The organism is Micromonospora sp. NPDC051006, assembly GCF_044456245.1.
GTDB lineage: Bacteria > Actinomycetota > Actinomycetes > Mycobacteriales > Micromonosporaceae > Micromonospora.
Genome location: NZ_JBITFP010000034.1, coordinates 30,068 through 48,845 on the forward strand (window position 1 = coordinate 30,068; position 18,778 = coordinate 48,845).

Here is an 18,778-nt window from a genome sequence, read left to right on the forward strand (position 1 = left end):
CAGCCCGGGGGTGACCGCCGGGGGCCGCGGGTTCAGCCCATGTGCACCGCGCCGCCGGTGGGGACGTCCTCGCGGCGGACCCGGACCAGCACCAGCGTGGCCAGACCCGCGAGCAGGATCAGGCCGGCGGCCCAGACGAACGCCGTCGAGTAGCCGTGAACCAACGCCTTGACCTGGTTGGTCTGGTCCGGCACCCGGTTCGTGAGATACCCGGCCACCGCGCTGGTGTAGATCGTGTTCAGCAGCGCGGTGCCGAGCGAGCCGCCGACCTGCTGGGTGGCGTTGAGCGTGGCGCTGGCCGCACCCGCGTCGTGCTCGGGCACCCCGTACAGGGCGAGGCTGGACAACGGCACGAAGGTGAAGCCGAGGCCCAGGCCGAGGATGAACTGGGCGGGCAGCAGGTGGGTGACGAACGAGGTGTCCGCCTCGACCTGGGTGAGCACCGCCATGCCCACGACGGCGAGGACCGCGCCGGACAGCATCAGCGGCTTCGCCCCGATCCGGGGCAGCAGCTGGCTCGCGCCGCCCGCGGCGATCAGCACGCCGGCGGTCACCGGCAGCGAGGCCAGCCCGGCCTCCAGCGGGGTGTACCGGAGCACGACCTGGAAGTAGATGGTCAGGAAGAGGAACGCGCCGAAGAGGCCGGCACCGATCAGCGTGGAGGTGAGGTAAGCCCCGCCGCGGTTGCGGTCCAGCAGGATCCGCATCGGCAACAGGGGATGCCCGGAGCGCAGCTCGATCACCACGAACGCGGCCAGCAGGGCCAGGCCGACCGCGATGAACGCGAGGGTGCTGGTGGCGCGCCACCCGTCCTCGGCGGCCCTGGTGAAGCCGTAGACCAGGCTGACCAGGCCGGCGGTGACGACGACCGCGCCGGGTACGTCGTACCGGGTGTTCCCGTGCGCCCGGCTCTCCGGTACCAGCGGGATCGCGGCGGCCAGCGCCACCGCGGCGATCAGGATGTTCACCAGCAGGCACCAGCGCCAGGAGGCGTACTCGGTGAGCACGCCACCGAGGAGCAGGCCGACCGCCGAGCCGCCGCCGGCGATCGCGCCGTACACGGCGAACGCCTTGGCCCGTTCCCGGGTCTCGGTGAAGAGCACGGTGAGCAGCGCCAGCGAGGCTGGGGCGAGCAGCGCGCCGAACGCGCCCTGCAGCGCGCGGGCGGCGAAGAGCATCTCGCCGGTGTTGGCGACGCCGCCGATGGCGGAGGCGACCGCGAAGCCGACCATGCCGACCAGGAAGGCCCGCTTACGGCCCCAGTAGTCGGCGATCCGCCCGCCGAGCAGCAGCAGACCGCCGAAGGTCAGCGTGTACGCGGTGACCACCCACTGCCGGTCGGCGTCGCTGATGCGCAGGTCGGCCTGGGCGTGGGGGAGCGCGATGTTCACGATGGTGGCGTCCAGCACGACCATCAGCTGGGCGATCGCGATGACCGCCAGCGCGACCCAGCGCCGCGGGTGCCCCCCGGTCGTCGTCTCCGCGTCGGGGGCACCGGGGGAGGTCGAGGTTGCTCCGGGCATGGTGAAGCCTTCCGTGCGGACTCGGTGCCGGCTCTGTGCGCCGGGGACGGTCAGGCGGGGCGGAGCGGGAAGCACGGACGACCCCGGTCAGCGAGGTCCCGTCGGCGGGCCGGGCCGGGCCGGGCCCGCGGCTGCCCACCCCGTTGGCGCCGTACCCGCGAAACGACTTCGGATCCGACGCTAGCGGGCCGCATCCGGTCCGCGCAGCGGCTTGGGATATCCGTGCCGCAAGGTGTCCAACCGGGTCACCCGCCGACGGCTCAGCGGCCGGTGGGGACGAGCGTCACCGGCACCTTGACCGCGTTCACCCGCGAGCCGTCCTGCGCGGAGACCTCGTAGACCTCGACGGTGCCGCGCTGCTCTCGGGCGACCCGCCACGCGAGCGCCACCCGGTAGTCACCTCGGCAGCCGGTGCCGCAGGTGGCGGTGGTGAAGGTGGTGGCGATCTCCCGACCGTCCGCGTCGAGGAGCCGGACGCTCACCGTGGCCTCGAACACGTCGGCCGTTCCGGCGACCGTCAGCGGGCTGCCGATCCGCTGGCCGATGGCCGGGCCGGTCACCACGATCGGCGGCAGCAGGCCGGCGTAGTCGGTGCGGTCGACCGGGCCGTCGGCGGGTTCGGCCGGTGGGTCGAAGCGCACCCGCCGCACGGTGGGGAACTGGGTGAGCGTCCACACCACCTGCGCCTGACGCAGCCGCCGGGTCGCCAGGTCACCGGCGGTGGACGGCAGCCGGACGGTGGCGACCCCGCCGGCCACCCCGACCGGTTCGGCGCCGGCGGACAGCAGGGTGCTCAGGCCGGTGGCCGCCTCCGCGCCGGTGGGGCCGTCTGCCAGCTCGGCGAGCGCCAGCCGCGAGGTGGCCGGGGTGCTCGGCCGGGTCCGTCGGGTGGGTGCCAGCCGTCCGTCGCGGACGAACCAGAGCTCGACGGTGATCGTGCCGGCGGGAGCGGGGTCGCCACCGACCGGCGGCGGGACCGGTGATGCCGGCGCAGCGCCGGACGTGGCCGGGGCGGGCGGCGACGTGGCCACGTCGGCGGTCGGGGTCGGCGTGGCCGGGGCGGACGTCGGCGGTGCCGCCGTGGGGGCCGGACCCAGCGACCCGGAGCGCGCGGGCGCGCAACCGGCGGGCAGCAGCACGCAGATCAGCAGCAGGCTGGCGAGTGGTCGTCTCATCGGGCCGCCTCCCGCGCGTCCGGATCCGCGGCGCCGCCCCGGGGCTCGTGCGATGTGGCGGACGGGCCGGCGGGCTGCGTCCCGGCGGGCGGGTCGGAAGCGTCCGGCCCGGCGGGCTGCGTATTGGCGGGCGGGTCGGGGGCGTCCGGCCCGGCGGCGGGCAGCGCGAGTCGGAAGAGCGTGCCGAATCCCGGCTCGCTGCGGACGGTCAGCCGGCCGCCGAGAAGTCGGGTGTTCTCCTGCGCGATGGCGAGCCCGAGCCCGCTGCCCCGGCCGGAGCGGGCCGGGTCGACCTTGTAGAAGCGGTCGAAGAGCCGGGGCAGGTGTGCGGCGGGGATGCCGGGTCCACGGTCGGCGACGTCGAAGACGACGCTCGGCCCGTCCCGCTCGACGCCGGCCCGGACCTCGCCGCCGCCGTGTTCGACCGCGTTGCCGACCAGGTTGGCCAGCACCCGCTCCAGCCGTCGCGGGTCGGTGCGCAGCGGAGCCGGCCCACCGGCGACGACCACCCGGTCGCGCCAGCCGTGCGCCCCGACCAGGGCGTGCAGCAGGGCGAGCGGATCCACCGGCTGGACCGCGAGCGGCTCCTGCCCGGCGTCCAGCCGGGAGATCTCCATCAGGTCCTCGACCAGCCGGCGCAGCCGGACCACGTCGGCGACGAGCAGCTCCGCCGCCCGGCGGGCGTCGCCGGGCAGTTGGTCGAGGTGGTCGCGCAGCAGCGAGGCCGCCGCCACCAGGGCGGTCACCGGGGTACGCAGCTCGTGGGCGACGTCGGCGGTGAACCGCCGCTCCCGGGCCTGGGCTCGGGACAGCGCATGGATCTTCGCCTCCAGCGCCTCGGCCATGCCGTTGAACGACGCGGCCCAGACACTGAACTCGTCGCGGCCGCGGACCGGCAGCCGGGTGGCGAGCAGCCCTTCGGCGACCGCCTGTGCGGCGCGGCTCGCCCGTCCGACCGGCTCCAGGGTCCGCCGGGCCAGGGTGTGCCCCACGGCGGCCGCGGTGAGCACGACCAGGGCCCAGCCGGCGAGCAGCGCCGTGCGCAGCTGGTCGAGGTCGGCGAGCAGGTCCTCCTCGGCGGTGACCACGTAGAGCTCGCTGCTCGACCCGGGTATCCGGCCGCCGACCACCAGCAGGCGCGGCCGGGCCGACGGCGCGGAGCGTTCGTAGCCCAGCTCGCCGCCGGCGACGGTGGCCCGCAGCGGCGCGCCGAGCGCCGGTGCGAACGCGGGGTTGGCGGCCCGCACGTCGTCGCCGTCGGCCAGCAGGACGTGCCGGCCGCTCGCCTCGAAGCTGCGCAGCAGGTCGGCGCGGCGCTGCTCGGTCAGCGGCTGGAACTGGGCGGCCAGCACGAGCTGGTAGCGGGCGTCGGCCGCGGCCTGCTGGACCGAGGCGTCCAGCCGGGTCTGCCACAGCAGCAGGTACGACCCGCCGGCGAGCAGCCCGGCGGAGACCCCGGCGACGAGCACGAACGCGATGGTCAGCCGGCGGCGGAGCCGGCCCGGGGGTACGCGGTCCGCGGCCATCGCGTCACACTCACGGCGTCGTCAGCTTGTAGCCGGCCCCGCGTACGGTCCGGATGAGCCGGGGGTGAGCCGGGTCCTCCTCGACCTTCGCGCGCAGCCGCTGCACGGCCACGTCGACCAGCCGGGAGTCGCCGAGATAGCTGTGGTTCCACACCCGATCGAGCAGGATCTCGCGGGTGAAGACCTGGCCGGGGCGGCGGGCCAGCTCCAGCAGCAGCCGGAACTCGGTGGCGGTCAACGGCAACTCCCGACCGTCCTTGCGGACCACGAAGCTGGCCGGATCGATCTCCAGGTCGCCGACGGTGAGCGTGCCGCGCTCGGCCGGCGCGCTGGCCCGGCGCAGCACCGCCCGGACCCGGGCGATCAGCTCCGGCAGGTCGAAGGGCTTGCGCAGGTAGTCGTCGGCGCCGCACTCGAGGCCGACGACCACGTCGATGATGTCGGTGCGGGCGGTGAGCATGAGGATCGGTACCGGGCTGCTGCGCCGCACCTCGCGGCAGACCTCCAGGCCGTCGAGGCCGGGCAGCATCACGTCCAGCACGATCAGGTCCACCGGCTGCGCCCGCCAGGCGGCGAGCGCCGCCCGGCCGTCGACTGCGGTGTCGACCCGGAAACCGGCCCGGCGCAGCCCGAGGGCGGTGACCTCCCTGATGGAGGCATCGTCCTCGACCAGCAGCACGCGGCCGTCCATGACGCCACCAGCGTAGCCCCGGGCGACGCCGGTGAGCCCTGGCGCAACGGACGATGACGAGGGCCCGGCCGGTGCCGGACCCTCGTCCGCGCGGTGGTTCACTCCTGCCACTGGTGCGCCACATCCAGCACGATCCGGCTGTGCGTACCGGGGCCGGCCAGGACGAAGACCCGGAACGGCAGCCGTGCCCGCACGCCGACGGCGAAGGTGCTGTAGCCCTCGAAGCTGCCGCCGAAGACCACGTCCCGCAGGGTCTGGTAGCGCAGCACGTTGGCCGCGTGCTCGCCCACCCGGTACGGCACGGTGCCCACGTGCGCGTCGTCGTACGCCGGGGCCTGGAGGGAGACTCGCAGCAGCGCGCCACCGGCGGTGTACGGCGACAGCGCCAGCCCCTCGCCCTCGGTCCACGTCTCGCCGTAGCCCACCGTGTAGCCGTTCACCGGCCCGGCGAACTCGAACACCACCCGGTCGTAGCACTCGTGCCGGCCGGTACGCACGTCGGTCAGCGGGGCGCTGCTCAGCGTGCCGGCCGCCTTCTCCCCGCTGCCCCAGGTGATCCCGCAGTACGGCGCCCCGGTGGCCGCCGCCCGGCTGGTGGTGGCCGCCGTGCCGGTGCCCGCGCCGGCCACCAGGCCGGCGACCAGGACGGCCAGTGCCGTCAGTGCGCTCCTGATCCTCATCGTCGTTTCCCCTCGATCCGTTGCGCGGTCCGGCCTCGTCGCCGGCGTCGTCGGATCCACGGTGGAGGCCCTGCGCGGCAGCAGCTTCGCCGTGCCGTAACACCCGGGTAACAACGCGTCCGGTCAGCCGACGTCCGATGTCGCCGCCGGCGGGCAGCGCAGCGCCCGCAGCGGTGAGCAGAGGACCGGCAGCCAGGTGAGCCCGTTGGCGACCGCGCCGACCAGGAGCGAGGTGCGCACGTCGACGTACTGGGCCAGCAACCCGGCGACCGCGGCGCCCACGGTGAGCGCCCCGGTGAGCAGAAACCGGAAGGTGGCGTTCATCCGCCCGAGCAGCGCGTCGGGGGTAACGCTTTGCCGCAGGCTCACCCCGACGACGTTGCCGATGCCGGTCCGCCAGGCCAGCACGAGCCAACCGACGCCGGCAAGCCACAGCATCGGGCCGGTGTCGACCAGTGCGACGAGCAGGCCGAGCGGCGCGACGAGCAGTCCGGGCAGCCAGAGCGCGCGGCCGTGGCCGATCCGCCGCGCGATCGGTCGGGCGCTCACCGCCCCGAGCAACGCGCCGACCCCGCCTGCGGCGAGGAACAGCCCCAGCGTGGCCGGACCGAGGCCCAGGTCGCGGAGGAAGACGACGGGCAGCATCGTGGTGGTCAGCTGCATGGTCAGGTTGATGCTCGCGGTCGAGACGGCGAGCGGGCGCAGCAGCGGGTTGCCGAGTACGTGCCGGACGCCGGCGCCGAGTTGCCGACCGAATCCGCCGCGTCGCCGGGTCGGCGTCGTCCGCGGCGGCGTCGGGATCCGGCGGAGGACGGCGGCGGCGACCGCGAAGCCGACCGCGTCCACCACGATCGCGACCGGCGCGGTGAGTGCCTGCACCACCAGACCGCCGAGCCCGCGTCCGGCGATCTGCAGCGTGCCGCTCGTGGTCATCAGCAGCGCGTTCGCCGCGACCAGCCGGTCCCGGCCGACCAGCTCGGGTAGGACGCTCTGCGCCGCCACGTCCGCGAAGACGGCGCCGACACCGCTCAGCAGCACGACGACGTAGAGCTGGTGAATGGTCAACCAACCGGCCCACCAGGCCACCGGCACCGAGGCGACCAGTGCCGCGCGCAGCAGGTCCGCGCCGACCAGCACGGTACGGCGGGGCCAGCGATCGATCCAGACCCCGGCCGGTAGGCCGATCAGCAGGAACGCGGCGGTGCTCAGCGCGCCGAGCAACCCCACCTGGCCGGGGCTGGCGGAGAGCACGGAGACGGCGAGCACCGGCACGGCCAGGTGACTGACGTGGAAGCCGACGTCGTGCACGACCGTCGCCGTGTAGAGCAGCCGAAAGGGGCGCGGCCAGCGGCCGGCCGGACGGTGGCCGGCAGCCGTCGCCGTGGAGGCGGTCGTCATGCCGCCCACCGTGCCGGCCCGGCCTGCCGGCGGCGATAGATTTGGCGCCTGTCAAATCCAACGGAGGCGCCGATGATGCTGGTCGGACTGAACGCGCGGGACCTGGCGACGACCCGGTTCGCGGTGTCGCCGCTGTGGGAGGCGGTCGGCAGCGTCCGGATCATCACGCGGCCCCAGTGGTTCCCGGAGCACCTGCCCTGGGTCGAGCGGGCCCGGCCACGCCTGGCCACGGTGGACTGGCGGCTCCTCACCGACCTGGTGTCGATGCCCACCGGCATCATTCCGGGGTTCGTGTGCCCACCCCCGTCCACCTCACAGCCGACGCTCGACGTCGAGCTGGCCACCCTCGCCGCCACGCCGGCCGAGGTGGTCCGGGCCGAGCTGGACCGCGTACCCGGGCCACGGTCGCCTCGGGTGGCCGAGCTGTACGCCTGCCCGACGGAGGGCCTGCGTCGACTGGCGGAGGTCGTCCGGGCGTACGCCGATGCCGCTATCGGGCTGTACTGGCCGAGGATGCGGACGCTGCTGGAGCGGGAGGTGCTGCTCGGGGCGCGACGAATGGCCACCGACGGGGTGCAGAGCCTGCTGAACCACCTCGACCCGTACGTCCGGCTGGACGGCGACACCCTGCACGTGGAGCACCTGGTGCTTTCCGGTGCGGTGCGGCTGGACGGGCGAGGGCTGCTGCTCGTCCCCTCGGTCTTCTGCGGCCCGCGGGTCTGGTCGAACTTCGGCTCGCCGGGCCAGCCGGTGCTGCGCTACCCGGCCCGCGCGGTGGCCACGCTCTGGGAACGGGACCCGCTATCGCCAGGCCGCGGGCTGGCCCGGGTGCTGGGGAAGACCCGGGCCGCACTGCTGCACGAGCTGGCGGTGCCGACCTCGACCACGGAGTTGGCCGAGCGCTGCCGGCTGACCCCGGGCACCGTATCCGCGCATCTCGGCGCGCTGCGCGACGCCGGGCTGGTCGGCGCCCATCGGGCCGGTCGCTTCGTGCTCTACGCCCGGACCACAGCCGCGGAGGCTTTGCTCGCCGCGACCGGCGCTGCCACCCGCTGACGGCACGCGGTATGACGTATCCGCTATGTCGCATATCGACAGCGGCCGATTAACATTCACGCATGTCAATGGATGGCGGCACGGCCGTCCGGGAACCAGGGGAGTGCGTGATGATCCGACGACAACTGTTACGTACGGTGATCGCCGTACTGGTGGCGGTCCTGGCGGCGGCCGGGATGCAGGTCGCCACGGGCACGGCGGCCTCCGCCGTGCGGACCCTCTACTACGACGCCAGTCGGACCGGGGAGTTCCGCACCAACTTCGACCAGGCCGCGCAGATCTGGAACAGCCGGGTCAGCACCGTGCGGCTGCTGCCGGGCACGCCGGCCAGCATCACCATCTACGTCGACGACGGCTGGCCCCGGGCGCAGGTGACCGGGCTCGGCTCGGGTCGGATCTGGATGGGCCGCACCGCCGTCAACCAGGGATACCACCGCACCCGCATCGCCACCCACGAGTTCGGTCACATCCTCGGCCTGCCGGACCGGCGTACCGGCCTCTGTTCGGACCTGATGTCCGGCAGCAGCGCGCCGGTCTCCTGCACCAACGCCTACCCCAGCTCCGCCGAGGCGACCCGGGTGAACTCGCTCTTCGCCGGCACGCTGGCCGCCCCCGCCGACACCCGGACCTACACCTGGCAGGACGGCGCGGACGTAGCGCCGCTCGTGGTCGGCGGTCGGCCGGCCACCGAGAACTACCCCTTCATGGTGTACGTCTCCGGCTGCACCGGATCGCTGATCAAGGCGAACTGGGCGGTCACCGCCAAGCACTGCCCGACCCCCTCCTCGGTCCGGGTGGGCAGCACCAACCGCACCAGCGGCGGCACGGTGGTCCGGGTGACGCGGGGGCTCAACCATCCCAGCATCGACGTCAAGCTGCTGCAACTGGCCAGCTCGGTGAGCTACGCGCCGGCGCCGATCCCGAGCACCTCGGGTGCGGTCGGCACGGCGACCCGGATCATCGGTTGGGGGCAGACCTGCGCTCCCCGCGGCTGCGGATCCGCGCCCGCGGTCGCCAACGAACTGGACACCTCGATCGTGGCGGACAGCCGCTGCTCGGGCATCAACAGCCCGTACGAGATCTGCACCAACAACACGAACGGCAACTCGGGCGCCTGCTACGGCGACTCCGGCGGCCCCCAGGTGCGCCGGATCAACGGGGTGTGGAACCTGATCGGCGCGACCAGTCGAGCCGGCAACAACAACTCGACGTGCGCGACGGGCCCGTCCATCTACGGCGACCTGTCGTCGATCCGGTCCTGGATCAACACCCAGGTCGGTGGCCTGCCGTCCTGACCGGACGGCCACCCCGGACTCGGAGCGGAGGGCTGCGGCGGCACCCCTCCGCTCCGCCGTCGCCCGCCGTCGCGTCGCCGCGCCGGGGGTCATCCCGCAGCCACCCACCGTGCGGTACGGTGCCTCACATATCGACCCCTTCTGAGGTGGCCCATGTCTGCCGTCGCCGCGCTCGCCCTGACCCTCGCGTTGGCTCCCGCGCCCTCCCCGTCCACGTCGCCGCCGGCGTCCACCGGCCCGGTCGGTGGCCTGCTCGGCGGCCTGGGGCAGCTCGTCGACGACCTGCTCGGCGGGGGTGACGGCACGCCGAGCGCGACCCCGAGCGCGGCGCCGACCGGGCCGCCCGGCCCGTCGGGCCCACCCGGTCCCTCCGGTCCCCCCGGCCGGTCGGGGCTGCCCGGCTCGCCGGGCGCCGCGCCACTGCCCGGCGGGTCGTCCGACCCGACGTCCCGCACGCCGGCCCGGGTCGGCTCGCAGGGTGACGCCGAAGACTCACTGGTCGGCGTTCCGATGGCGCCGCAACCCGGCGCTCGTGACGGCGCTCCGGTCGGCCCGGACCAGCTCGCCGCGCCCGCAGCCGGCGACGATGACCTGATGCGGATGGCGGTGCTGGTGATCGCGGTCGGCGCGATCGCGGTGCCGCTGATCCTGCTCGTCCGCCGGCGTCAGCCGGTGCCGGTCGCCGCGTCCCCGGTCGTGGCCGGTGGCCCCGTGCCGCCGGGCGACCCCGAGCTGAGCGCCGACAATGTGACCCGGCTGCCGACCAACCTCAACGCGATCTACGAGCTGGGCCGGCTGGACGAGCGGCTCGCCCAGGAGCGCGAACGCCGCTCCTGACGCCACGGGGCGCATCGGCCCGGTGGCTGCTCGTCGGGCGCGGCCGGGACTCACCACCGGCGGCGCTCATCCCTGGCTGGCGCGGGTGCCCGCACCCGTCAGCTCTCGACCCCTGAGCGCGTTCGGCAGAGCGGCTCGATGCCGTCGAGCATGCGCTGCAGGCCGAACTCGAACAGCGTGTCGAGGGTGAGGTCCACGTCGGTGCGAGCCGATATGCCGGCCAGGATCGGGAACGCCCCGCTGCGCAGGGTGGCGGCGAGCGTCTGGCCCTGGGCCTGCAGCCACTCGTCGTCGGTGATGCCGGTGTCCTGCACCGCCTCGGCCTCTCGCTCCAGGTTGACGGCGGTGCCGCGGACGAAATTGGCGACGGTGGCGGCGACGTGGATGAGGGTGGTGGGCGCGAGGCCCTGGTCGGCGACGGCGCGCATGGTCCACTCGGTGTGCGCGATGGCGTGGGGTGTGAGCAGTGGCCTGGTGAAGGACACCACGTGGGCGAGCCACGGGTGACGCTGATACATCGCCCACTGGGTGCGGCACAGCAACTCCAGCTTGGCCCGCCAGTCGCCGGTTGGTCGGTCGGGCAGTGGATGCTCGGCGAAGACCGCGTCGGCCATCAGCATGACGAGGTGGTCCTTGCCCCGCACGTGGCGGTAGAGCGCCATGGTGGCCACGTCGAGATCGGTGGCGATGCGGCGCATCGTGGTGGCGGCCAACCCTTCGGCGTCACCGATCGCGGTGGCGGTGCGCACGATCCGATCCCGGAAGGCGTCCGCGTCACGGCGACCGTGTTGACCCACGGGGCGCGGGGTGCCGGTGCGGCGACCGCGTCCGACCGCGACGACGGTACCGACGCCGGGCACGGCCTCGGTGAGGCCCTCCAGCCGGAGCGCGGCGAGGGCCTTGCTCGCCGTGGCCATCGCCACCCCCCACTCGCTCACGAGTTGTCGCGTGGAGGGCAGGCGGTCACCGGGCTTGAGTTCGCCGGCGGCGATCCGCCCGCGCAGCTGCGCGGCGATGCGGGCGGACGCCGGCCCGGCCTCGTCGATCGGCACCGCATCCACCTCCACCGCACTAGTGCGCCAGGGCCCCGTCCAGAATGGCCGGACGGGGTGCACTAGTGCCCAGGTTGAGGACTGTAACAGGCGCCCGAATGCTCAGGTCGGGTACGCGTACCGCGTACACAAGGAGACCGGAGGCACCGGATGGACTTGTCGAGAATGCGATCCTGGATCGCCGCGGCCGTGGTGGTCGCGGCGTTGCTCCCCGTCGGCACCGCGGTGGCCGGCCCGACGGAGCCGGAGCGTGCGCCGGCCGTGGTCCGCACCACGCACGGGGAGACGCGCGGCGTGGTCGCCGCGGATCACCGCTCGTTCCTGGGCATCCCGTACGCGGCGGCGCCGGTCGGTGAGCTGCGGTGGCGGTCACCGCGACCGGCGGCGGCCTGGACCGGGGTACGCGACGCCACCAGGCCGGCACCGGGGTGCGCCCAGCCGGCCGGCCTGCCGATGGACCGGCAGAGCGGGGCCGAAGACTGCCTGTACCTGAACGTCACCACACCCGCCGTACGCGACGACAAGAGGTCGCTCCCGGTGCTGGTGTGGCTCCACGGTGGGCACTTCTTCCTCGGGCAGGGCGACACCTGGGGTGGGCGCAGGATGGCGGTAGGCGGCGACGTCGTCGTGGTGACGGTGAACTACCGGCTCGGCGCGCTCGGGTTCCTGACTCAGTCCGGTGTGGGCGGGTCCGGCAACTTCGGGCTGGAGGACCAGCAGGCCGCGCTGCGGTGGGTACGGGCCAACGCGGTGGCGTTCGGTGGCGACCCGGGCAACGTCACGCTCGCCGGGCAGTCGGCCGGTGCCACCAGCGTCTGCGCCCACCTCGCGGCACCCGGCTCGGTCGGGCTGTTCCACCGCGCGATGCTGCAGAGCAACTCGTGCGTCACGCCGCTGCCCGGCCGCGAGGACGCGATGGCTGGCACGCGGGCGCTGGTCACGGCGGTCGGCTGCGAGGACGACGGCGCGGGCGTCGCCGCCTGCCTGCGTCGCCGCTCGGCGCGGGAACTGGTGGCGGCTGCCGGATACCCGGGCCAGTCCGCGTGGGAGGCCGGCCCGGTCGCCGGTGGCCCGGTGCTTCCGGTCGACCCGGCCGAGGCGGTCGCCACGGGCCGTTTCCATCGGGTGCCGGTCCTCGTCGGCGTGACCCGTGACGAGTACCGCGCGCAGGTGTGGGGCATGGAGCGCACCGACATGCTCTGCGCACCCGAACAGGCGAGGCCCTGCGGGCTCACCGCGCGGCAGTACCGGGAACAGATCAGGGCGGCGTTCGGTGTGCGGGCGCCGCAGGTCCTCGCCCGCTATCCGCTGGCCGACTTCGATACGCCGTCGGAGGCGCTCTCCGCGGCCATGACCGACTTCCAGTACGCACAGCCGGTCCTGGACACCGCGCTGGCGTTCAGTCGGTACGTGCCGACCTACCTGTACGAGTTCGCCGACCGCGACGCTCCGTTCTTCGCCGAGGCGGCGCCGGTGACCTTCCCGACCGGGGCGTACCACACGGCGGAGCTGCCCTACCTGTTCACCGTCGACTACGTGCGACCGTTCTCGGCCGGGCAGGAGCGCCTGTCCGACGCGATGGTCGGCTACTGGACCGCGTTCGCGCACCGGGGCGACCCCAACCGGGCCGGGCTGCCGTCCTGGCCGCGGGTCGACGCCCGGTCGGAACACGTGCAGCGGCTCGCTCCCGGGCGCGCCGGCATCGGCCGAACGGAGTTCGCCCGCGACCATCGGGTGGCGTTCTGGCGCTCGATCACTGGTTGAGGGCTCGGCCGGCCGCCCTGGCCGCCGCCCTGTCCGGGCGGCCCGGGCGGCCTGGCCACCTTTTTGTGGGTACTTGGCGGCCACGGCGGGCGGGGCGAAGCTGGTCGTGAGCGGTCGGGGGACCGCCGGTACCGAGCAGGGCGGGGGTCGCCGGTGTTTCAGGAGGACGTGGGCTCCCCGGTGAGTTTGGCCAGACGGCGGTGGCCCCAGTCGGCGACGGGTGCCAGCGCCTCGGAGAGGTCGCGGCCGAACGGGGTCAGGGAGTACTCGGTCTTCAGGGGCAGCACGTCGTGCACCTCCCGGTGCACCAGACCGTCCGCCTCCATCTCGCGCAGGGCCTGAGTCAGCACCTTCTCGGTGAGGCCGGGCAGCTTCCGGCGCAGCTCGCCGGGGCGGCACGGACCGGATTCCAGCAGCCAGAGCAGAGCGGTCTTCCACTTGCCGTCGATCACGGCGATCGCGGCGGTCACTCCGCAGACGTTCAGGTCCTGGGCACGACTGCGCGTCATCTTCGTCCTGTTCATCCGTATTTGTTGATGTTTACCGATGAGGAGTTGAGGCATGTCCTCGGACATCGAGAAGTCTGTCACCGTTCTCGGGCTGGGGCCGATGGGTCGGTCCCTGGCGGGTGCTTTCCTGGCCGCCGGTCTGCCGACCACGGTCTGGAACCGGACGCCGGGCCGGGGCGCGGAGCTGGTGGCGCGGGGCGCGGTGGTCGCCAGATCGGCCGAGGAGGCGGTCGCGGCGAGCGGGCTGACCGTCGTCTGCGTGGTGAACTACGACGCCAGCGACGCCATTCTGCGACAGGAGGCGGTCAGCGGTGCGCTGAAGGGTCGCGTGCTGGTGAACCTGACCGCCGACACGCCGGACCGGGCCCGGGACACCGCCGACTGGGCAGCCGCACACGGCATCGGCTACCTGGACGGCGCGATCATGACGCCGACCACCACGATCGGCTCGCCGGCCGCGGTGTTCATCCACAGTGGCCCGACCGAGGTCTACCGGCAGCACCGGCCGGTGCTGGACGCGTTGGGCGGCGTCCACACCCACCTCGGCGAGGAGATCGGCCGGGCGGCGGCGTACGACATCGCCCTGCTCGACATCTTCTGGACGGCGATGGCGGGCTACGCGCACGCCCTGGCGGTGGCGCGGGCGGAGGGCGTCACCGCCCGGGAGCTGGCACCTTTCGCCAAGGGCATCGGCGCGATCCTCCCACCGCTCTTCGAGGAGCTGGCCGAGGACGTGGAGAGCGGCAGCTTCTCCGGCGAGGGCAATCCGATCACCTCCGCGGTCTCGTCGATGACCCACATCGTGCACGCGTCCGAGGCGCACGGCATCGACGCGAGCGTGATGCGGGCGGCCGAGGGTCTGGCCCGCCGCACCATCGGGCTGGGACACGGCGGCGACGGGTTCATCCGGATCGCCGAGGTCCTCGGTCGCCGCTGACCGGCCGTCGAGGGCGATCCGACCCAGCGCGTGGGTCGGATCGCCGGCCCTCGTCCCGCTTGGAAACGTTTTCGTAACGAGCCCTTGACCTCTCCGCCATCCACGGCGCAGACTCCCGGAAACGTTTACAGCTATCGGGTGGAGGTGCCAGGGCGTGGGTCGTAAACGTTTACAGGAGACGGCGGACGGCCGGCCGACGGTGCACACCGTCGCCGCCCGCGCCGGTGTCTCCATCGCGTCCGCCTCGCGGGTGCTCAACGGCGTCGGCGGCAGCCCCGAGACCGTCCGCAAGGTACGCGCCGCGGCGGCCGAGGTGGGCTACGTGCCGAACGCGATCGCCCGGTCACTGCAGTCGCAGCGCACCGGCCTCGTCGCGCTCGCCGTCGAGGACATCGGCAACCCGGTCTACGTGCAGATGATGCGCGCCATCGAAGCGGTGGTCGCCTCCTCCGGGCGGCAGCTGCTGGTGCACGCCACCGGCGGGCGGATCGACAACGAGACCGCCCTGTTGCGCCGCCTGGCCAACCGTTACGTGGACGGCATGATCGTCTCGCCGATCCGGGTCACCGACGACCACCTGGCCGCGCTGGTGGCCAGCCCGGTGCCGGTGGTGGTGGTCGGCCAGCTCGGCGCGGACGCCGCGGTGGACAACGTGCGGACCGACTCCCGGCAGGGCGTGGCTTTGGCCGTGGACCACCTCGTATCCACCGGGCGGCGGCGGATCGGATTCGTCAACGGCCCGCTCGACACCGTCCCCGGCACCGCCCGCGACGCCGGCTTCCGGGCCGCCCTGGCCCGGCACGGCATCACGCTCGACGAAGACCTGATCGAGGTCGGCGACTTCCAGTACGCGGCCGGCCGTGCCGCCGCGGAGCGGCTGCTCGCCCGGACCGACCCGGACGCCCTGGTCTGCGCCAACGACCTGATCGCGGTCGGCGCGCTGCACGCCCTGCTGGCCGCCGGACGCCGGGTGCCGGAGGACGTCGCCCTGGTCGGCATGGACGACACCGAGCTGGCCCAGATGATGTTCCCCCAGCTCTCCAGCGTCTCGCTCGGTTCGGCCGAGCGAGGTCGTCGGGCCGCCGAACTGCTCCTGCAACGCATCGCCGAGCCGGCCCTGCCGCCACGGCGTGAGCAGGTGCTGCCGAGCCTCGCCGTCCGCGCGTCCAGCGGGCCGACGCTGCCGGCCCCGCGACCGCCCTCCCGACCGTCCAGCGAAGGGGTGATCTCATGACCACGCTGGCCGAACGGCCGGACGTCGAGCCGGCCGGCAAGACCCGCCGCCCGAACCGGTCGCGTTCCGACCGGACCGCCATCTACCTGCTGCTCCTGCCGTCGCTGCTGCCGATCCTGCTGCTCTCGGTCTTCCCGCTGCTGCGCGGCATCTACCTCGGCTTCACCGACGCCCGGGCCGGGCGCAACGCCGAGGTCAGCTTCACCGGCCTGGCGAACTACCGGGAACTCCTCGGTGACGACCTGTTCTGGAACTCGTTCAAGATCGGGCTGCTCTGGGCGTTCGGGGTGACCGTGCTCCAGTTCCTGCTCGCCCTCGGGTTGGCCCTGCTGCTCAACCAGCAGCTGCGGTTCCGGGGCGTGGCGCGGGTGCTGGCCGTGGTGCCCTGGGCGATGCCGCCGGTCGTGGTCGGCATCCTCTGGAAGCTCGTCTACCACCCGGACGCAGGCCTGCTCAACGAGTTCTTCCACCGGATCGGCGCCGACGGCCTGCGCGCCAACTGGCTCGGCGACTTCAGCACCGCGCTGCCCGCCGTGATCATCGTCGGGGTCTGGGCCGGCATGCCGCAGACCACCGTGGTGCTGCTCGCCGGCCTGCAGGGGGTCGGCCAGGAGTTGCACGAGGCGGCCGCCGTGGACGGCGCGAGCACCTGGCACCGGTTCCGGCACGTCACGCTGCCCGCGCTGGCCCCGGTGATCGTGGCGATCACGTCGCTGGACTTCATCTGGAACTTCAACTCGTTCGGCCTGGTCTACGTGCTGACCGCGGGCGGACCGGGCGGCAAGACCATGCTGCCGATGCTCTTCGCGTACGAGGAGGCGTTCCGCTACGGCAACTACGGCTACGCCGCCGCGCTCGGCAACGTGATGGTCGTGATCATCGTCGCGCTGCTCGCCGTCTATCTCCGCCGCCGGTTGAGGGAGGCCAACTGAGATGTTTGGTAAGCCGAGCCGCACCGGGCGGGCGTTGCAGTACGTGGCGCTCGCCGGCTACCTGATCTTCCTCGGGTTCCCCCTGATCTGGCTGGTCTCCACGGCGTTCAAGCCGCCGCGGGAGCTGGTGCAGCTGCACCCGACGCTGATCCCCACCAACCCGACCGTGCAGAACTTCGTCCAGGCCTTCACCGAGCAGGAGCTGGGGCGGGCCGCGCTGAACAGCCTCCAGGTCTCGCTCGCCTCGGCGGTGCTCACCGTGCTGGTCGCCATGCCGGCGTCGTACGCGCTGGCACGGTTCCGCTCGAAGCTCGGCACCGCCGCGCTGGGCTGGGTGCTGCTCTCCCAGCTCTTCCCGTTCGTACTGCTGATCATCCCGATCTTCCTGGTGCTGCGGCAGGCCGGCCTGGCCAACACGCACGCCGGACTGGTGCTGATCTACGTGGTCTGGGCGCTGCCGTTCGCGCTCTGGATGCTGCAGGGTTTCGTCCGCAACATCCCCCGCGAGCTGGAGGAGGCCGCCTCGGTGGACGGGGCGACCCGGGTGCAGGTCCTGCGCCGGGTGGTCTTCCCGCTGCTCGCCCCGGGCCTGGTCGCGACCGCGTTGTTCTCCTTCATCTCGGCCTGGAACGAGTTCTTCTTCGCCCTGGTGCTGATCAAGACCCCCGAACTGGCCACCCTGCCGGTCGCGCTGGCCCGGTTCGTCGGCATCGAGGGCACTGCCCGTCTCGGGCCCCTCGCGGCCGGCTCGCTGCTGGCCACGCTGCCCAGCCTGATCTTCTTCGCGTTCATGCAACGCCGGCTCTCGTCCGGGTCGCTCGCCGGCGCGGTCAAGGGCTGAACCGTCCCCCATCCACCACCAAGGAGGAAACCCCCATGCTCCCTACCCGATTCCGTCGACTCGCCGCGGCCACCGCGGTCGCGGTCGTCGGCCTCGGCGCGCTCGCCGCGTGCGGTGACAGCGGCGACGACGAGGCCGCGTCCGGCCCGGTGAAGCTGCGCTTCCTCAGCCTCGCCTGGCAGAAGGAGTCGTTGCAGGTCAACAAGGACCTGGTTGCCAAGTGGAACGCCGAGCACCCGGACATCCAGGTCGAGTACGTCCAGGGTGACTGGAACTCGGTGCACGACCAGCTGCTCACCTCGTTCGAGGGCGGCGACGCGCCGGACATCGTGCACTACGAGGCGTCCGCGATCGGCGAGTTCAGCAAGCAGGGCTACCTGGCCGACCTCTCCGGGCTGCTCTCCGACGACCTGAAGGGCCAGATCGACCAGGGCGTCTGGGACACCGTCACCACCGACGACAAGGTCACCGGCGTGCCGTTCCTGTTGGAGTCGCAGGTCGTCATCGCCAACAAAAAGCTGCTCGACGCCGCCGGCGTCGCGGTGCCGCCGGCCGACGGCGGCTGGACCTGGGACGAGTTCCAGGCCAACGCGCAGAAGCTCACCAAGCCGGGCCAGTACGGCGTGGCGTGGGCGCTGAAGTCGCCGACTAACCGGGTGCTGAACCTGGCGCTCAACTACGACGGGAAGTTCTTCTACACCGACGGCGGTCGCACCGAGGTCAAGATCGGTGACGCGGAGAAGGAAATCCCGAAGCGGATCCACGACATGATCTACACCGCCAAGTCGGCCTCCCCGGAGGCCCTCGGCATGAGCGGCGCGGACACCCTGCCCGGCTTCTTCGGCGGCAAGTACGCGATGCTGCCCGGCTCGGTGTCGCTGCGCCAGCAGATGGTCGAGCAGGCGCCCGCCGATTTCCAGTGGGTCACCCTGCCGCCGGTCAAGGGGCTCTCCGCCAAGCAGGCGGCGAACCCGCAGACGCTGTCGGTCTCCGAGGACTCCAAGCACAAGAAGCAGGCCGCGCAGTTCCTCGAGTACTTCCTGAACCCGACGAACATGGCCGCGTTGGCCAAGGGTGACTGGCTGGTGCCGACCGGCAAGCAGGCCAACGAGGAACTGGTCAAGCTCACCAACGGCAAGCAGGGCTGGGACGTCGCCGCGGACAGCGCCGCGGACCTGACCGTCGCCCCGTTCCAGCAGGCCGACGGCTACCCGGAGTGGAAGACCAAGTACGCCACCCCGGCTCTCCAGCAGTACTTCGCCAACAAGATCACCCTCGACCAGCTCGGCACGCAGCTGGTCGATGGTGGCAAGCAGGTTCTGAGGTAG

General features: G+C 73.1%; 17 protein-coding genes. 9 read left to right on the plus strand and 8 right to left on the minus strand.

The features are described from left to right. Nucleotides 1–32: 32 nt before the first annotated feature. From ACIBBA_RS31680 to ACIBBA_RS31705, 6 genes are all read right to left on the minus strand, one after another. Nucleotides 33–1,523 carry an MFS transporter gene (locus ACIBBA_RS31680; protein ID WP_396702293.1) on the minus strand — a complete coding sequence of 497 codons (1,491 nt, stop codon included), beginning with the start codon at nucleotides 1,521–1,523 and terminating at the stop codon, nucleotides 33–35. 260 nt (nucleotides 1,524–1,783) lie between these two features. After that, nucleotides 1,784–2,698 (minus strand): Gmad2 immunoglobulin-like domain-containing protein, encoded by a 915-nt coding sequence (locus ACIBBA_RS31685; RefSeq protein WP_396702295.1) that lies wholly within the window; start codon nucleotides 2,696–2,698, stop codon nucleotides 1,784–1,786. Beyond that, a complete protein-coding gene (locus ACIBBA_RS31690) occupies nucleotides 2,695–4,224 on the minus strand; it encodes an ATP-binding protein (RefSeq protein WP_396702297.1) in 1,530 nt (509 codons plus the stop codon). The genes ACIBBA_RS31685 and ACIBBA_RS31690 overlap by 4 nt, the downstream gene beginning before the upstream one ends. A 10-nt stretch (nucleotides 4,225–4,234) precedes the next feature. Next, entirely contained in the window at nucleotides 4,235–4,915 is a 681-nt protein-coding gene (locus ACIBBA_RS31695; protein WP_396702299.1) for a response regulator, read from the minus strand. 98 nt (nucleotides 4,916–5,013) lie between these two features. Next, nucleotides 5,014–5,595 carry a hypothetical protein gene (locus ACIBBA_RS31700; RefSeq protein WP_396702301.1) on the minus strand — a complete coding sequence of 194 codons (582 nt, stop codon included), beginning with the start codon at nucleotides 5,593–5,595 and terminating at the stop codon, nucleotides 5,014–5,016. 123 nt (nucleotides 5,596–5,718) lie between these two features. Continuing rightward, the gene (locus ACIBBA_RS31705) at nucleotides 5,719–6,993 is read right to left on the minus strand and encodes an MFS transporter (RefSeq protein ID WP_396702303.1); all 1,275 of its coding nucleotides are present in this window, start codon (nucleotides 6,991–6,993) and stop codon (nucleotides 5,719–5,721) included. Between the two features lie 75 nt (nucleotides 6,994–7,068). Between ACIBBA_RS31705 and ACIBBA_RS31710 the strand changes: the two genes are divergently transcribed. The 3 genes from ACIBBA_RS31710 to ACIBBA_RS31720 all read left to right on the plus strand — a co-directional run bounded on the left by ACIBBA_RS31710 (nucleotide 7,069) and on the right by ACIBBA_RS31720 (nucleotide 10,181). Beyond that, nucleotides 7,069–8,049, plus strand: coding sequence for a DUF5937 family protein (locus ACIBBA_RS31710; protein ID WP_396702305.1), 981 nt, complete (start codon nucleotides 7,069–7,071; stop codon nucleotides 8,047–8,049). Between the two features lie 176 nt (nucleotides 8,050–8,225). Beyond that, nucleotides 8,226–9,344 carry a snapalysin family zinc-dependent metalloprotease gene (locus ACIBBA_RS31715; protein ID WP_396702342.1) on the plus strand — a complete coding sequence of 373 codons (1,119 nt, stop codon included), beginning with the start codon at nucleotides 8,226–8,228 and terminating at the stop codon, nucleotides 9,342–9,344. Between the two features lie 153 nt (nucleotides 9,345–9,497). Next, nucleotides 9,498–10,181: a hypothetical protein gene (locus ACIBBA_RS31720; RefSeq protein ID WP_396702307.1), complete on the plus strand. Its 684-nt coding sequence runs from the start codon at nucleotides 9,498–9,500 to the stop codon at nucleotides 10,179–10,181. Nucleotides 10,182–10,279: 98 nt separating this feature from the next. On the opposite strand, the gene ACIBBA_RS31725 is transcribed toward ACIBBA_RS31720, so the two are convergent. Continuing rightward, on the minus strand, nucleotides 10,280–11,233 hold the full coding sequence (locus ACIBBA_RS31725; protein ID WP_396702309.1) for a TetR/AcrR family transcriptional regulator C-terminal domain-containing protein: 954 nt from the start codon (nucleotides 11,231–11,233) through the stop codon (nucleotides 10,280–10,282). Between the two features lie 150 nt (nucleotides 11,234–11,383). Between ACIBBA_RS31725 and ACIBBA_RS31730 the strand changes: the two genes are divergently transcribed. Continuing rightward, the gene (locus tag ACIBBA_RS31730; protein ID WP_396702311.1) at nucleotides 11,384–12,997 is read left to right on the plus strand and encodes a carboxylesterase/lipase family protein; all 1,614 of its coding nucleotides are present in this window, start codon (nucleotides 11,384–11,386) and stop codon (nucleotides 12,995–12,997) included. A 158-nt stretch (nucleotides 12,998–13,155) separates the two neighbouring features. On the opposite strand, the gene ACIBBA_RS31735 is transcribed toward ACIBBA_RS31730, so the two are convergent. Further along, nucleotides 13,156–13,506, minus strand: a complete 351-nt coding sequence (locus tag ACIBBA_RS31735) for a winged helix-turn-helix transcriptional regulator (protein ID WP_396702313.1) — start codon at nucleotides 13,504–13,506, stop codon at nucleotides 13,156–13,158. 52 nt (nucleotides 13,507–13,558) lie between these two features. On the opposite strand from ACIBBA_RS31735, the gene ACIBBA_RS31740 reads away from it, so the two are divergent. From ACIBBA_RS31740 to ACIBBA_RS31760, 5 genes are all read left to right on the plus strand, one after another. Beyond that, nucleotides 13,559–14,443, plus strand: coding sequence for an NAD(P)-dependent oxidoreductase (locus ACIBBA_RS31740; RefSeq protein ID WP_396702315.1), 885 nt, complete (start codon nucleotides 13,559–13,561; stop codon nucleotides 14,441–14,443). A gap of 154 nt (nucleotides 14,444–14,597) precedes the next feature. After that, nucleotides 14,598–15,677, plus strand: coding sequence for a LacI family DNA-binding transcriptional regulator (locus ACIBBA_RS31745; RefSeq protein ID WP_396702317.1), 1,080 nt, complete (start codon nucleotides 14,598–14,600; stop codon nucleotides 15,675–15,677). Next, on the plus strand, nucleotides 15,674–16,609 hold the full coding sequence (locus ACIBBA_RS31750) for a sugar ABC transporter permease (protein WP_350874744.1): 936 nt from the start codon (nucleotides 15,674–15,676) through the stop codon (nucleotides 16,607–16,609). Before ACIBBA_RS31745 ends, ACIBBA_RS31750 begins: the two co-directional genes overlap by 4 nt. 1 nt (nucleotide 16,610) lies before the next feature. After that, a complete protein-coding gene (locus tag ACIBBA_RS31755; RefSeq protein WP_350874746.1) occupies nucleotides 16,611–17,450 on the plus strand; it encodes a carbohydrate ABC transporter permease in 840 nt (279 codons plus the stop codon). Nucleotides 17,451–17,485: 35 nt separating this feature from the next. Continuing rightward, nucleotides 17,486–18,778, plus strand: a complete 1,293-nt coding sequence (locus tag ACIBBA_RS31760; protein WP_350874748.1) for a sugar ABC transporter substrate-binding protein — start codon at nucleotides 17,486–17,488, stop codon at nucleotides 18,776–18,778.

What these genes read in the sequence shown, in the direction of transcription:
- ACIBBA_RS31720 (WP_396702307.1), top strand. Translation starts at nt 9,498, where the DNA reads ATGTCTGCCGTCGCCGCGCTCGCCCTGACCCTCGCGTTGGCTCCCGCG.
- ACIBBA_RS31735 (WP_396702313.1), bottom strand. Translation starts at nt 13,506, where the DNA reads ATGACGCGCAGTCGTGCCCAGGACCTGAACGTCTGCGGAGTGACCGCC.
- ACIBBA_RS31680 (WP_396702293.1), bottom strand. Translation starts at nt 1,523, where the DNA reads ATGCCCGGAGCAACCTCGACCTCCCCCGGTGCCCCCGACGCGGAGACG.
- ACIBBA_RS31710 (WP_396702305.1), top strand. Translation starts at nt 7,069, where the DNA reads ATGCTGGTCGGACTGAACGCGCGGGACCTGGCGACGACCCGGTTCGCG.
- ACIBBA_RS31690 (WP_396702297.1), bottom strand. Translation starts at nt 4,224, where the DNA reads ATGGCCGCGGACCGCGTACCCCCGGGCCGGCTCCGCCGCCGGCTGACC.
- ACIBBA_RS31755 (WP_350874746.1), top strand. Translation starts at nt 16,611, where the DNA reads ATGTTTGGTAAGCCGAGCCGCACCGGGCGGGCGTTGCAGTACGTGGCG.
- ACIBBA_RS31695 (WP_396702299.1), bottom strand. Translation starts at nt 4,915, where the DNA reads ATGGACGGCCGCGTGCTGCTGGTCGAGGACGATGCCTCCATCAGGGAG.
- ACIBBA_RS31740 (WP_396702315.1), top strand. Translation starts at nt 13,559, where the DNA reads ATGTCCTCGGACATCGAGAAGTCTGTCACCGTTCTCGGGCTGGGGCCG.
- ACIBBA_RS31760 (WP_350874748.1), top strand. Translation starts at nt 17,486, where the DNA reads ATGCTCCCTACCCGATTCCGTCGACTCGCCGCGGCCACCGCGGTCGCG.
- ACIBBA_RS31685 (WP_396702295.1), bottom strand. Translation starts at nt 2,698, where the DNA reads ATGAGACGACCACTCGCCAGCCTGCTGCTGATCTGCGTGCTGCTGCCC.
- ACIBBA_RS31700 (WP_396702301.1), bottom strand. Translation starts at nt 5,595, where the DNA reads ATGAGGATCAGGAGCGCACTGACGGCACTGGCCGTCCTGGTCGCCGGC.
- ACIBBA_RS31715 (WP_396702342.1), top strand. Translation starts at nt 8,226, where the DNA reads ATGCAGGTCGCCACGGGCACGGCGGCCTCCGCCGTGCGGACCCTCTAC.
- ACIBBA_RS31705 (WP_396702303.1), bottom strand. Translation starts at nt 6,993, where the DNA reads ATGACGACCGCCTCCACGGCGACGGCTGCCGGCCACCGTCCGGCCGGC.
- ACIBBA_RS31730 (WP_396702311.1), top strand. Translation starts at nt 11,384, where the DNA reads ATGGACTTGTCGAGAATGCGATCCTGGATCGCCGCGGCCGTGGTGGTC.
- ACIBBA_RS31750 (WP_350874744.1), top strand. Translation starts at nt 15,674, where the DNA reads ATGACCACGCTGGCCGAACGGCCGGACGTCGAGCCGGCCGGCAAGACC.